This is a genomic window from Pantoea sp. MBD-2R (assembly GCF_039134845.1).
GTDB lineage: Bacteria > Pseudomonadota > Gammaproteobacteria > Enterobacterales > Enterobacteriaceae > Erwinia.
The window spans coordinates 1,915,071-1,929,193 of the sequence record NZ_CP152417.1; the positions used below are offsets into that span (position 1 = coordinate 1,915,071).

At 53.6% G+C, this 14,123-nt stretch carries 11 protein-coding genes and 1 other RNA gene; 9 read left to right on the forward strand and 3 right to left on the reverse strand.

Annotated features, from left to right (window positions below; all coding sequences use genetic code 11):
* Positions 1-32 precede the first annotated feature (32 nt).
* The gene (ppsA, locus tag AAGQ96_RS08975) at positions 33-2,411 is read left to right on the forward strand and encodes a phosphoenolpyruvate synthase (RefSeq protein ID WP_342755306.1); all 2,379 of its coding nucleotides are present in this window, start codon (positions 33-35) and stop codon (positions 2,409-2,411) included.
* Positions 2,412-2,470: 59 nt separating this feature from the next.
* Here the strand turns inward: ppsA and rprA are convergent.
* Together rprA and ydiK are read right to left on the reverse strand one after the other, a co-directional pair.
* Positions 2,471-2,579: antisense sRNA RprA (gene rprA / locus AAGQ96_RS08980), an RNA gene on the reverse strand.
* A gap of 256 nt (positions 2,580-2,835) precedes the next feature.
* Positions 2,836-3,954 (reverse strand): AI-2E family transporter YdiK, encoded by a 1,119-nt coding sequence (ydiK, locus tag AAGQ96_RS08985; RefSeq protein WP_147197289.1) that lies wholly within the window; start codon positions 3,952-3,954, stop codon positions 2,836-2,838.
* A 216-nt stretch (positions 3,955-4,170) separates the two neighbouring features.
* On the opposite strand from ydiK, the gene AAGQ96_RS08990 reads away from it, so the two are divergent.
* Positions 4,171-7,224 carry an FAD-binding and (Fe-S)-binding domain-containing protein gene (locus AAGQ96_RS08990; protein WP_342755538.1) on the forward strand — a complete coding sequence of 1,018 codons (3,054 nt, stop codon included), beginning with the start codon at positions 4,171-4,173 and terminating at the stop codon, positions 7,222-7,224.
* The gene (locus tag AAGQ96_RS08995) at positions 7,224-7,649 is read left to right on the forward strand and encodes a hotdog fold thioesterase (RefSeq protein WP_147197290.1); all 426 of its coding nucleotides are present in this window, start codon (positions 7,224-7,226) and stop codon (positions 7,647-7,649) included. Before AAGQ96_RS08990 ends, AAGQ96_RS08995 begins: the two co-directional genes overlap by 1 nt.
* Before the next feature lie 12 nt (positions 7,650-7,661).
* Here AAGQ96_RS08995 and AAGQ96_RS09000 read toward each other — a convergent pair whose 3' ends face one another.
* The gene (locus tag AAGQ96_RS09000) at positions 7,662-8,066 is read right to left on the reverse strand and encodes a hypothetical protein (RefSeq protein ID WP_147197293.1); all 405 of its coding nucleotides are present in this window, start codon (positions 8,064-8,066) and stop codon (positions 7,662-7,664) included.
* Between the two features lie 392 nt (positions 8,067-8,458).
* On the opposite strand from AAGQ96_RS09000, the gene sufA reads away from it, so the two are divergent.
* The 6 genes from sufA to sufE are packed head-to-tail and all read left to right on the forward strand — an operon-like array spanning position 8,459 to position 14,061.
* Positions 8,459-8,833: a Fe-S cluster assembly scaffold SufA gene (gene sufA, locus AAGQ96_RS09005; protein ID WP_342755307.1), complete on the forward strand. Its 375-nt coding sequence runs from the start codon at positions 8,459-8,461 to the stop codon at positions 8,831-8,833.
* A gap of 5 nt (positions 8,834-8,838) precedes the next feature.
* Positions 8,839-10,332: a Fe-S cluster assembly protein SufB gene (gene sufB / locus AAGQ96_RS09010; RefSeq protein WP_147197298.1), complete on the forward strand. Its 1,494-nt coding sequence runs from the start codon at positions 8,839-8,841 to the stop codon at positions 10,330-10,332.
* Positions 10,333-10,389: 57 nt separating this feature from the next.
* Complete coding sequence (gene sufC / locus AAGQ96_RS09015) at positions 10,390-11,136, forward strand: Fe-S cluster assembly ATPase SufC (protein ID WP_147197299.1); 747 nt, start codon at positions 10,390-10,392, stop codon at positions 11,134-11,136.
* Positions 11,111-12,394 (forward strand): Fe-S cluster assembly protein SufD, encoded by a 1,284-nt coding sequence (sufD, locus tag AAGQ96_RS09020; protein ID WP_147197301.1) that lies wholly within the window; start codon positions 11,111-11,113, stop codon positions 12,392-12,394. The genes sufC and sufD overlap by 26 nt, the downstream gene beginning before the upstream one ends.
* The gene (gene sufS / locus AAGQ96_RS09025; protein ID WP_342755308.1) at positions 12,391-13,614 is read left to right on the forward strand and encodes a cysteine desulfurase SufS; all 1,224 of its coding nucleotides are present in this window, start codon (positions 12,391-12,393) and stop codon (positions 13,612-13,614) included. Before sufD ends, sufS begins: the two co-directional genes overlap by 4 nt.
* A gap of 24 nt (positions 13,615-13,638) precedes the next feature.
* Positions 13,639-14,061 (forward strand): cysteine desulfuration protein SufE, encoded by a 423-nt coding sequence (sufE, locus tag AAGQ96_RS09030; protein ID WP_147197305.1) that lies wholly within the window; start codon positions 13,639-13,641, stop codon positions 14,059-14,061.
* Positions 14,062-14,123 lie beyond the last annotated feature (62 nt).

Genomic DNA, 14,123 nt, shown 5'->3' on the forward strand with positions numbered 1-14,123 from the left:
TCAGTTAGTTAAATCATAAAAGGATTTCTTCAATGTCCAATAAAGACCTGCCGCTCGTGCTCTGGTATAACCAGCTTGGCATGAACGATGTTGATCGGGTGGGAGGCAAAAATGCCTCTCTGGGTGAAATGATTACTAATTTGTCATCGCTTGGCGTTAGCGTGCCGAACGGTTTTGCGACAACTTCTGAAGCTTTCAATCAGTTTCTCGATCAGAGCGGCGTCAATCAGCGTATTTACGAACTGCTGGATAAAACTGATATTGAAGATGTGGATGAACTGGCAAAAGCAGGTAAGCAGATCCGCCAGTGGATTGTCGAAACCCCTTTCCAGCCCGCGCTGGAACAGGCGATTCGTGAAGCCTATCAGCAGCTCTCCGCGGATGATGATGAAGCCTCTTTCGCCGTACGTTCATCGGCAACGGCCGAAGACATGCCGGATGCCTCTTTCGCCGGACAGCAGGAAACCTTCTTAAACGTTCAGGGCTTTGACGCCGTGCTGATTGCGGTAAAACACGTTTACGCCTCGCTGTTTAACGACCGTGCTATTTCTTATCGGGTACATCAGGGATACGATCACCGCGGCGTGGCCTTATCGGCTGGCGTACAGCGAATGGTACGCTCAGATGTAGGCGCTGCTGGCGTAATGTTCACGATCGATACAGAATCGGGCTTTGATCAGGTGGTCTTTATCACCGCCGCGTTTGGCCTTGGCGAAATGGTTGTGCAGGGGGCCGTAAACCCGGACGAATTTTACGTACATAAGCCAACGCTGGCGGCCGGGCGTCCGGCCATTGTTCGCCGCACGATGGGCTCAAAAAAAATTCGCATGGTCTATGCCGATTCGCAGGAGCATGGCGAGCAGGTCAGAATCGAAGATGTGCCAGAGGCGGAGCGCGATCGGTTCTGCCTCAGCAGTGAAGAAGTGGAGGCGCTGGCCGCACAGGCAGTACAGATCGAAAAACATTATCAGCGACCCATGGATATTGAGTGGGCCAAAGATGGCCACACCGGTAAACTCTTCATCGTGCAGGCACGCCCGGAAACCGTGCGTTCAAGCGGCCAGGTAATGGAACGCTACACCTTACAGGGTAAAAGCAAAGTGGTGGTGGAAGGGCGCGCCATTGGCCATCGCATTGGGGCCGGTGAAGTCAAGGTGATCCATGACATCAGCGAAATGAACCGCATTCAGAAAGGCGACGTGCTGGTTACGGATATGACCGATCCCGACTGGGAGCCGATCATGAAAAAAGCCTCGGCCATCGTGACCAATCGTGGTGGGCGAACCTGTCATGCGGCTATCATTGCCCGCGAGTTGGGTATACCGGCAGTGGTAGGCTGCGGCGACGCCACCGATCGATTAAAGGATGGTCATAAAGTCACCGTCTCCTGCGCCGAGGGCGATACGGGCTACGTCTACGACGATTTGCTGGATTTTGAGGTGAAAAGCTCGCAGGTAGATGAAATGCCTTCGCTGCCGCTGAAAATCATGATGAACGTCGGCAACCCGGATCGCGCTTTCGACTTTGCCTGTTTACCGAATGAAGGCGTGGGTCTGGCGCGTCTGGAATTTATCATTAACCGCATGATTGGCGTGCATCCTAAAGCGCTGCTTGAGTTTGATCGGCAGACGCCGGAAATACAGCAGCAAATCCGTAGCATGATGAAAGGATTTGACGATCCGGTTGAGTTCTATGTTGCTCGCCTGACCGAAGGGATCGCGACCCTGGGCGCGGCCTTTGCGCCTAAGCGCGTTATCGTTCGGCTGTCGGATTTTAAAACCAACGAGTATGCCAACCTGGTGGGCGGAGAACGCTACGAGCCGGAAGAAGAAAACCCCATGCTGGGCTTCCGTGGGGCAGGTCGTTACGTAGCAGACAGCTTCCGTGACTGCTTCGCACTGGAATGTGCGGCAGTTAAGCGCGTCCGCAACGAAATGGGACTGACCAACGTCGAGATCATGGTGCCGTTTGTTCGCACGGTAGCTCAGGCAAAAGCGGTCGTGGAAGAGTTAGAACGTCAGGGACTGAAGCGCGGCGAAAATGGGCTTTCTATCATTATGATGTGCGAAATACCCTCTAATGCGCTGCTGGCCGACCAGTTCCTGCAATATTTCGACGGCTTCTCAATTGGCTCAAACGATATGACGCAGCTGGCACTTGGACTGGACAGGGACTCTGGGGTGGTCTCTGAACTCTTTGATGAGCGTAATGATGCGGTAAAAGCGCTGCTTTCCATGGCTATCCGCTCGGCGAAAAAAGCCGGTAAATACGTGGGCATTTGTGGTCAGGGACCCTCTGACCATGAAGATTTTGCCGCCTGGCTGATGGAGGAGGGCATTGACAGCCTTTCACTCAATCCCGATACGGTGGTGCAGACCTGGCTGAGTTTGGCGGAATTACCGAAAAAATAGCATAAGGCACTAAAATAGTGAGCAAAGGCCAGATTTCTGGCCTTTTCTTTTGGATCGTACAAAAAAAAAGCCCATCACATGGGATGGGCAAAGACTACACACAGCAATTCGTTACGTTATTCGGGGAAAAAAGGTTGTTTATAAATCAACATGTTGATTGTAAAACATAGGGTTTATACTATTCTGCCGGACAGAGTGAGTCATTAAGAATCCTCTTATTAGTTTAAGTTCCGTAACCTTTTATTTGGGAAACTAATTGTTTTAATGCGCTAATCTGTACGAAAGGTAAACATTTGCCCTTAAGTTAGATGGCGTTGCGCTAAAAGTGCGCTTTACAGGTAAAAGTTGCTAATGAAATGAAACATTACAGGGAAGGGAAAGCTTTCTGAAAGAGGCGGCCAGCAGGCTGACCGCCTTCAAAGGACTATTTAGTGATGTTTTCTTGTTCTATTTCAGCAAGTTCTTCTACGACGTCCAGCGGATCGTCCAGTGGGGCAGGCGCCTCATGCATCCAGACGGAAAGCAGACGATAAGAAACAGCCAGCACTACCGGTCCAATAAACAGTCCGATCATCCCAAAAGCCACCAGGCCGCCAATGACGCCGGACAGTATCAGAATCATGGGCAAATCGGCCCCCATACGGATCAGCATTGGGCGAAGAACGTTATCCAGCGTGCCAACCACACAGCTCCACACCAGCAATACCGTGCCCCAGGTCGTGTCTCCGCTCCAGTACAGCCAGATAATCGCCGGGATCAATACTACCAGCGGACCAAGCTGCACCAGACAGGAGAAAATCATCAGCACCGTCAAAATGGTTGCATAAGGAATACCTGAGATAGCAAGACCGATCCCACCCAGCACGCCCTGAACCAGCGCGGTGACGACCACGCCAAGCGCAACGGCACGAATTGCCTGTCCGGCCAGTAAAACCGCCGCGTCGCCGCGACGAGAGGCTAAACGGAAAGCAAAGTGACGAATACCGTGGCCTACCTGTTCACCGCGCCAGAAAAGCAGCACGCTGAACAGCAACATCAGCCCGAGATGCAGCATAATGCGGCCAAAATGTCCGGCCTGCGCAAACAGGAAACCGCTGGTACGCCCGATGTAAGGCTGCACCTTGGCCATAATCGCGCTGCCGCCGCCAGCCACCATATTGTGATAAACGGCATAAAGTTTTTTGCCGCCCAGCGGAATACTCCTCAGCCAATGCATCTCCGGCATTTGTAAATGACCTGCCGTCGCCCAGGCGACCACCGGCCCGCTGTTTTCAATCAGGCTGTTAACCAGAAGCGCAATCGGGACGATAAACAGCAAAATCAGGATGATGGTCATGGCGATGACCGCCAGCGAACGTCTTCCCCACAGCCAGCCCTGAATTTTAATCATCAGCGGCCAGGTGGCAATCACCACCATGCTGGCCCAGGCAAAGCCCAGCACGAACGGCTGAACAATCCAAAAACTGGCCACAATCAGTAGAATGATAAACAGCAAAGAAAACACGATTTGCGGCATATCCCATTCTTTATGCGCGTTCTTCATTTATAAACATTTACCTCAATATAAGAGCAATAAAGGGAGCCCTGGCCTGAAGCTGCGTTGGACGGGCCTCCTGATAAGGCTATTAAACGCATTTTCGACTGAAACGGCACGTTATTCTTTTCTCTGCTTTTTTTGAAACCGCGACAGGTCATAAAAAAATGTGATAAAACCATGACAAAGCACAAACGTCATACACAACATTTTGGTCTCTCTATAATGATCCCACAGATTTCTCAGGCGCCGGGCCTCGTTCAACTGGTGCTGAATTTTTTGCAGGCGTTAGAGCAGCAGGGTTTTACTGGTGATACCGCGACCAGCTATGCCGACCGCCTTTTAATGTCCACCGACAACAGCATCTACCAGCTGTTACCCGACGCGGTGATTTTTCCCCGTTCGACAGCCGACGTGGCGCTGGTGGCCCGCCTGGCTGGCGAAGCGCGTTTCAGCAGCCTGACGTTTGCGCCGCGCGGCGGCGGCACCGGCACTAACGGTCAGTCGCTGAATCAGGGGATCGTAGTGGATATGTCCCGCCATATGAACCGCATCCTGGACATCAACGTTGAACAGGGCTGGGTCAAAGTTGAAGCGGGCGTGATTAAAGATCAGCTCAATGCCTTTCTCAAGCCCCTCGGCTATTTCTTCTCTCCCGAACTTTCTACCAGTAACCGTGCAACACTGGGCGGAATGATCAATACCGATGCATCCGGTCAGGGATCGCTGGTTTACGGTAAAACGTCCGATCACGTCTTGGGGCTGCGGGCGGTGCTGCTCGGCGGTGATATTCTGGATACACGAAGCGTACCGGTGGCAGTGGCTGAAACGCTGGCCCGGGAAGCCACGCCGGAAGGCGTTATTTATCGTACGGTGCTGGAACGCTGTCGCGATCGCCGTCAGCTGATAATCGATAAGTTTCCCCGGCTCAACCGCTTCCTGACGGGCTACGATCTGCGGCACGTCATCAGCGATGACCTGCAAAAAGTCGATCTGACCCGACTGCTGTGTGGTGCAGAAGGCACTTTAGCGTTCATTACCGAAAGCCGGTTGAACATTACGCCCATTCCTGCAGTCCGCCGCCTGGTCAATATTAAGTATGACTCTTTTGATTCTGCCCTGCGCAGCGCGCCGTTTATGGTAGAAGCGCAGGCGTTGTCAGTCGAAACTGTCGATTCCAAAGTGTTAAATCTGGCGCGGGAAGATATCGTCTGGCACTCAGTGAGTGAACTTATTGCAGACGTCCCCAATCGCGATATGCAGGGCCTGAACATTGTAGAATTCGCTGGAGATGATAAGGCGCTGATCGACGCTCAGCTGGCCTCTTTGTGCCAGCGTCTGGACGAATTAATGGCTTCGGGGCAGGCTGGCGTCATTGGCTATCAGCTGTGTGACGATATCAGCGGCATTGAGCGCATTTATGCCATGCGTAAAAAAGCGGTGGGATTGCTTGGCAATGCGAAAGGTCGGGCCAAACCTATCCCGTTTGTGGAGGATACCTGCGTGCCGCCGCAGCACCTGGCGGACTATATAGTCGAGTTCCGCAAGCTGCTTGATGGGCATAACCTGAGCTACGGCATGTTTGGTCACGTTGACGCGGGTGTTTTACATGTGCGCCCGGCGCTGGATATGTGCGATCCGCAGCAGGAAATGCTGATGAAGCAGATTTCTGATGAAGTGGTGGCACTGACAGCACGCTATGGCGGTTTGCTGTGGGGAGAGCATGGCAAAGGCTTCCGTGCTGAATACAGTCCGGCCTTTTTTGGTGAAGAGCTGTTTAATGATTTACGCCGCATCAAAGCGGCTTTTGACCCTGAAAACCGGCTGAATCCGGGTAAAATCTGTGCGCCTTATGGTGTGAATGAGCCAATGATGCAGGTCGATGCGGTCAAACGTGGCACCTTCGATCGCCAGATCCCGGTTAACGTTCGCACCAACTGGCGTGGCGCGATGGAATGTAATGGCAACGGCCTGTGCTTCAACTTTGATGTCCGCAGCCCGATGTGCCCGTCAATGAAAATCACCAGTAACCGAATCCACTCTCCTAAAGGCCGCGCCACGCTGACGCGAGAATGGCTGCGCTTGTTAGCAGAGCAGGGGGTGGATCCGCTGGAGCTGGAGAGACGTCTGCCGGAGCAGAAAGTCAGCCTGCGTGGATTAATTGAGCGGACCCGTAACAGCTGGCACGCCAGGCGTGGCGAATACGATTTTTCACATGAAGTGAAAGAAGCGATGTCCGGCTGTCTGGCGTGTAAAGCCTGTTCGACCCAGTGCCCGATCAAAATTGACGTGCCCGGTTTCCGCTCCCGCTTTTTACAGCTTTATCATACCCGCTACCTGCGTCCGGCAAGTGATTACCTGGTCGCCAGCGTGGAAAGCTATGCGCCGCTGATGGCGAAAGCGCCAAAGTTCTTCAACTTTTTTCTGCGCCAGCCGCTGGTGCGTGAAATGAGCAAAGCGCAGATTGGCATGGTGGATTTACCGCTGCTCTCGTCGCCTAATTTAAAACAGCAGCTGGCAGGCCACCGTTCAACGAATACCACGCTTGAGCAGTTAGAAGCGATGAGCGAGACGATCCGTGCGCGCCACGTCCTGATCGTGCAGGATCCTTTCACCAGCTATTATGAGGCCCGATTAGTCAGCGATTTCGTCGCGCTGGTGGAAAAGCTGGGTTATCAGCCCGTGGTGCTGCCGTTCTCGCCAAACGGCAAGGCGCAGCACATTAAAGGTTTCCTGCAACGTTTTGCCCGTACGGCGCAGAAAACCGCCGACTTTCTCAATCGTGTGGCAATGCTGGGGCTACCGATGGTGGGCGTCGATCCGGCGCTGGTACTCTGCTATCGCGATGAGTACAAAGAAATTTTGGCTGATAAGCGCGGCGATTTCCATGTGCAGCTGGTGCATGAGTGGCTGCAAAAAGCGCTGCCGGAACAGCCCGCTATGCCACAAAGCGGTGAATCCTGGTATCTGTTTGGGCACTGTACTGAAGTGACTGCGCTGCCAGCGTCGAGCCAGCAGTGGGCCGGCATTTTTGCCCGGTTTGGCGCCAGGCTTGAAAACGTTAGCGTGGGCTGCTGCGGTATGGCAGGCACCTACGGCCATGAGAGCAAGAATCTGGAAAACTCCCTGGGCATCTACGAGCTTTCATGGCATCAGGCGCTGCAAAAACTGCCGCGCCAGCGCTGCCTTGCCACCGGCTATTCCTGCCGCAGCCAGGTAAAACGCATCGAAGGCAACGGCATGCGCCATCCTTTGCAGGCCTTACTGGAACTCGTCTGATGGCCATTTGGCAACGACACACCACGCTGGAGCAGCTAAATCAGCTTAGCCAGGGTACAATGGTTGAGCATGTTGGCATTGTATTCACGTTCATCAACGACGAAAGTCTTGAAGCCACTCTGCCTGTGGATGCACGCACGCGTCAGCCCTTTGGCCTGTTGCACGGCGGAGCGTCTGTCGTGCTGGCAGAAACGCTGGGCTCCGTTGCCGGCTATCTTTGCAGCGTAGACGATCAGCGTGTCGTAGGACTGGACATCAATGCCAGCCACCTGCGAGCAGTGAGTGAAGGTGAAGTGCGTGGCGTCTGTCGTGCGATCCATCCTGGCCGCACGCACCAGGTCTGGCAGATCGATATTTTCGACCAGCAACAGCGATTATGCTGTACGTCACGCTTAACGACGGTTGTGCTCTCGGGTAAAAAATAAGGCCCAATCGCCTTATATAATCCAGGAGGCGTGCCTGACGAAATCGCTTTGCAGCCGGGTCGCTTTGTCCCACTCGCCGTTCAGCGCCAGCTGGTGACAAAGGCGGCTGAGCGTGTTGCGTGCCAGCTGCCAGGCCTGCATGCGAAACAGCCGTTCGCGTCCGGTGTTGGTTAACTCCTGCATCAGGCGCTGATGAAGGCGGCCAAGTGCATGCAGGTAGCTTTGGTCATCGCCATTAAGCTGACAGAGTTCAGCCATATCAAGACAGGTGTCATTAAACCTGCGCAGTTGTTCGGGAGTGGATTCCGGGCGGTTTAATTTTGCCTGGGCCATGTAGTAGTCGACGGTAATATCGCGGACGGAAAATTTGTATTCATCAATCTTATGTTGCAGCCAGGCACTCATCGACACATTCATTACAGGCCCCATTCGCGCTAATGATAATCATTATCATATAATAAATGGCGCATTATTCAACGCCACCCGCAATTATTTTTATCGATTCATGCTGCCTCTCAGATAAATTGGTAATAACAATACGCCACAGGGCTGAAAGAGTTAAAATAAGCATTATTACTGCTTAACGCAGCGCGGCTGATATTTACTGGCTGCTTTTCAATGTGTTACCATTTCGTTAAATCGTGCTGTAACACAAAGCGCAATCCTCTTCACAGGGTCTAAACTGATTAAAGAGACCGAAAAACCCCCTGTTAGCCTTAATCCCTGCAAAACAAGAGGTTGAAGAGACTATCATTATCACTAACATAGGGGTATCAGCCCGCAGGGCTTCAGACTCGCGAGGTAATGTTATGCCATCATCATCAACTGCTTCTTTTTCTCCTGACGACTACGTCTGGAAAGGACTGACGCTCACCGACAGCGCCGCTAAGCAAATTATTACGCTGGCTGCTGGCGACGCGCAGGTGAAAGGTTTACGGCTGGGCGTGAAAACGTCGGGCTGTGCCGGATTCGGTTACACCATGGACTTGACTAAAGAGCCGGCTACCGATGATTTAGTTTTCAGCCATAACGGCGCGAATCTTTACGTGCCGTTGCAGGCTATGCCCTTTATTGACGGAACCGAAGTGGATTTCGTTCGTGAAGGCCTGAACCAGATTTTCAAATTTAATAATCCTAAAGCTCAACACGCCTGCGGCTGTGGTGAGAGCTTTGGCGTTGAGTAAAGCTTATGTCTCGAAATACTGATACATCAGACGACGTGCAGGTCTGGGAAGGGAATCATCAGAAATACAAGGAAGGCTTTTTCACCCAGCTGCAAACGGAAGAATTCGAACACGGCCTCAGTGAAGATGTCGTGCGTGCGATTTCGGCCAAACGCAATGAGCCGGACTGGATGCTGGAATTCCGCCTGAAAGCCTATGCGGCCTGGCTGGAAATGGAAGAGCCACACTGGCTGAAAGCGAATTATAAATCGCTGAACTATCAGGATTACAGCTATTACTCAGCGCCTTCCTGTGGCAACTGCGACGACAGCTGCGCATCTGAGCCTGGCGCTCAGCAGGCTTCTGGCGCGCAGGCACCGAACTACCTGACGGAAGAAGTGGAAAACGCCTTTAAACAGCTGGGCGTACCGGTACGTGAAGGGCAGGAAGTCGCGGTAGATGCGATTTTTGACTCGGTGTCGGTTTCCACTACCTACCGCGGCAAGCTGGCAGAGCAGGGCATTATTTTCTGCTCGTTTGGCGAAGCGATTCATGAGCATCCCGAGCTGGTTAAACAGTATCTGGGCACCGTCGTGCCGGCAAACGACAACTTCTTTGCCGCGCTGAACTCCGCTGTCGCCTCAGACGGCACCTTTGTTTATATCCCGAAAGGGGTACGCTGCCCGATGGAACTGTCGACCTATTTCCGCATTAATGCGGCGAAAACCGGTCAGTTCGAACGTACGATTTTGATTGCCGATGAAGGCAGTTACGTCAGCTATATTGAAGGCTGCTCTGCGCCCGTGCGCGACACCTATCAGCTGCACGCTGCCGTAGTGGAAGTGATTATTCACAAAGATGCTGAAGTGAAATATTCCACCGTGCAGAACTGGTTCGCCGGTGGCGAATCTGAAGGCGGTATTCTCAACTTCGTAACCAAGCGCGCGCTTTGCGAAGGCGAGAACAGCAAAATGTCCTGGACACAGTCCGAGACCGGTTCTGCTATCACCTGGAAATATCCAAGCGTGATCCTCAGAGGCGACAACTCGATCGGTGAGTTCTTCTCGGTAGCATTGACCAGCGGCCATCAGCAGGCTGATACCGGCACCAAGATGATCCACATCGGGAAAAACACCAAATCCACCATCATCTCGAAAGGGATTTCGGCGGGTAAAAGCCAGAATACCTATCGCGGCCTGGTGAAAATCATGCCAACAGCGACCAACGCCCGTAACTTCACCCAGTGTGACTCAATGCTGATTGGCGCTGAGTGCGGCGCGCACACGTTCCCTTATGTGGAAGCGCGCAATAATACCGCTCAGCTGGAGCATGAGGCGACGACATCACGGATTGGCGAAGATCAGCTGTTCTACTGCCTGCAACGCGGGATCAGCGAAGACGATGCCATCTCGATGATCGTAAACGGTTTCTGTAAAGACGTTTTCTCCGAGCTGCCGCTGGAATTTGCAGTGGAAGCGCAAAAATTGCTGGCGATCAGCCTTGAACACAGCGTGGGTTAATCCGCGCTGCTTACGATCATTCAGCGCAATGCCCGAGCGTATTGCCCAGGAAACACTATGTTAAGCATTAAAGATTTACAGGTAAGTATCGAAGATAAAGAGATCCTGCGCGGACTGAGCCTTGAGGTGAAGCCGGGTGAAGTCCATGCCATTATGGGACCAAACGGTTCAGGTAAAAGTACGCTGTCGGCCACGCTGGCAGGCCGCGAAGAGTACGAAGTGACCGGCGGCTCGGTGAATTTCAAAGGTAAAGATCTGCTGGAGCTTTCTCCGGAAGATCGCGCGGGCGAAGGCATCTTTATGGCTTTCCAGTACCCGGTTGAAATTCCCGGCGTCAGTAACCAGTTTTTCCTGCAGGCGTCAGTCAACGCCGTGCGCAAATATCGCGAGCAGGAAGCGCTGGACCGTTTCGACTTCCAGGACTTTATTGAAGATAAAATTCACCTGCTGAAAATGCCGGAAGATCTGCTGACCCGCTCGGTTAACGTTGGCTTCTCTGGCGGCGAGAAAAAGCGTAACGACATTCTGCAAATGGCGGCGCTGGAACCTGAACTTTGTATCCTTGATGAAACCGACTCCGGTCTGGATATCGATGCGCTGAAAACCGTGGCAAACGGCGTCAACACGCTGCGCGACGGCAAGCGCTCGTTTATCATCGTGACGCATTACCAGCGTATTCTGGATTACATCAAACCTGACTTCGTGCACGTCCTTTATCAGGGCAAAATCGTCAAGTCGGGTGACTTTACGCTGGTGAAACAACTGGAGGAGCAAGGCTATGGCTGGCTTACCGAACAGGAGTAGTGACAACGCCCTGCAGCAATGGCATCACCTGTTCGAAACCCAGGGCGAGCACCGTTCACTGCAGGCACAGCAGCACTGGCAGCAGGTACTGCGTTTAGGGCTGCCGACGCGCAAGCAGGAAAACTGGAAATACACGCCGCTTGACGGCCTGCTTGGCCAGAATTTTGTTCTGCCTCAGCCTGCGACGCTAAGCAGTGCCGATGTCGCTGCGCAGGCACTGAACATCGATGCGGTGCGAATGGTCTTTGTTGATGGTCGCTTCAGCGCCGAACTGAGCGATAACAGCTGGGATCTGTTCGACATCCAGGTAACAAAAGCTGCCGGACGCCGCGAGCTGAGCGCACCCGTCCAGCCAGAAGTTTTCCTGCATCTGACCGAAAGCCTGGCGGAAGAGGTGACCACCATTCATCTGCCGCGCGGCAAGTCGGCGGCTCGGGCGTTGTATATCCTGCATATCAGCAGCGGCAGCGCACAGGAAGAGATGAATACCTCGCATTATCGTCATCATTTGCAGCTGGATGACGGTGCGGAAGCGACGGTCATTGAACACTATGTCAGCCTGAATGACGCTACGCATTTTACCGGCGCTCGCTTTACCGCGACCGTGGGTAATAACGCGCAGCTGAAGCATTACAAGCTGGCCTTTGAGCACGCCAGCAGCTATCACTTCTCCCATAACGATCTGGTGATTGAACGTGATGCGCGTGTGCAAAGCCATAGCTTCCTGCTGGGCAGTGGCCTTTGCCGCCATAACACCAGCGTGCAGCTGAATGGTGAAGGCACCGATTTGGGCATTAACAGCCTGATGCTGCCGGTAGAAAAAGAAGTTTGCGACAGCCGTACTTACCTTGAACACAACAAAGGGTATTGTCAGAGCCGTCAGCTGCACAAAACCATTACGCGTGATAAAGCGCGATCCGTGTTCAATGGCAAAATTACCGTAGCGAAGCACGCGCTGAAAACTGACGGCCAGATGAACAACAACAACCTGTTGTTAGGACGTCTGGCGGAAGTGGACACCAAACCTCAGCTGGAAATTTATGCTGATGACGTTAAGTGCAGCCACGGTGCGACAATTGGCAGAATCGACGACGAGCAGATGTTCTATCTGCGCGCGCGTGGTATCAGCGAAGAGTCTGCGCAGCGCATGATTATCTATGCATTTGCCGCAGAACTGACCGAAGCAATTACAGATGACGTACTGAAGGAAGCGGTGATGCAGCGTATTGCACAGCGTTTTCCCGGAGGCATTAAATGAGTTTTGACCTGACACGCGTCAGGGCTGATTTTCCTGTTTTGGCGCGAGAAGTGAATGGCCAGCCGCTGGCCTATCTTGACAGCGCCGCCAGCGCGCAAAAGCCGCAGGTGGTTATCGATGCTGAAAGCCGGTTCTATGAACACGGCTACGCGGCAGTGCACCGTGGTATTCACACGCTAAGCGCTGAAGCGACAACGGAAATGGAAAACGTGCGTGCTCAGGCCGCGCGTTTCCTTAACGCCGCTTCGCCAGAGGAGATCGTTTTCGTCAAAGGCACCACCGAGGGCATTAACCTCGTGGCCAGCAGTTGGGGAGGCAGTCAGCTGCAGGCGGGTGACAACATTCTCATTACCGAGATGGAGCATCACGCCAATATCGTTCCGTGGCAGATGATTGCGCAGCGTACCGGGGCGGAAGTACGCTTTATTCCGCTAACCGAAACCGGTGAGCTGGATCTCTCAACGCTGCCGTCGCTGATGGACAGCCGTACGCGGATGCTGGCCATTACTCAGGTTTCGAACGTGCTGGGCACCGTCAATCCGGTTAAAGAGCTGGTTGCTCAGGCCAAAGCGGCGGGCGTGGCCACGCTGATTGACGGCGCTCAGGCGGTGATGCACGGCAAAGTCGACGTTCAGGATCTGGACTGCGACTTTTATGTCTTCTCCGGGCATAAAATTTACGGTCCATCCGGGATTGGTATCCTGTATGGCCGTAAAGCCATGCTGGATCAAATGCCACCCTGGGAAGGCGGCGGCTCAATGATTGCCACCGTCAGCCTGACAGAAGGCACGACCTATGCCGCTGCGCCATGGCGCTTTGAGGCGGGTTCGCCAAATACCGGCGGGATTATGGGCCTGGGGGCCGCGCTGAAGTGGATAACCGGGCAGGATCTGGACGCTATCCATCAGCGTGAGCAGGTACTGATGCGTTACGCGCTGGACAAGCTGGCTTCCGTGCCCGATCTGGTCATCTACGGGCCCGAGCAGCGTGCAGGCGTCATCGCCTTTAACCTGGGCAAGCATCATGCTTACGATGTCGGCAGCTTCCTCGATCAGTACGGAATTGCTATTCGCACCGGTCACCATTGCGCCATGCCGTTGATGACGCATTACGGCGTACCGGCGATGTGCCGTGCCTCCTTTGTTTTGTATAATAGCGAAGAAGAGGCCGATCGCCTGGCGGCTGGCCTGACACGTATTCATCGCCTGCTGGGCGGCTGAGCCGTTTAGCGAAGGGAGGTTTTAATGGCAACGTTGCCAGACAAAGAAAAACTGGTGCGCAACTTTACCCGTTGCGCTAACTGGGAAGAGAAATATCTCTACGTTATCGAACTGGGTGCCATGCTGCCAGCACTGGCTGACGCGCTGCATCAGCCGGAGAACACCATTTCTGGCTGTCAAAGCCAGGTGTGGATCCTGATGGACACCGACGCTCAGGGCCGCGTGACGCTCGGTGGCGACAGCGATGCCGCTATCGTTAAAGGGCTGATTGCGGTGGTCTTCATCCTCTATCAGCAAATGACGCCTGCGGAAATTCTCGCGTTCGATGTCCGTCCGTGGTTTGCCCAGCTGGCGCTGACTCAACACCTCACGCCGTCCCGTTCTCAGGGACTTGAAGCAATGATCCGTGCCATCCGCTCCAAGGCTCAGGCGCTGACTCAGAGCTGAGTTGCTACACTTCTCGAAGGGCTTCCCGCCTCGCTGGTGGGAAGTTTTCTTTATCCTGACGA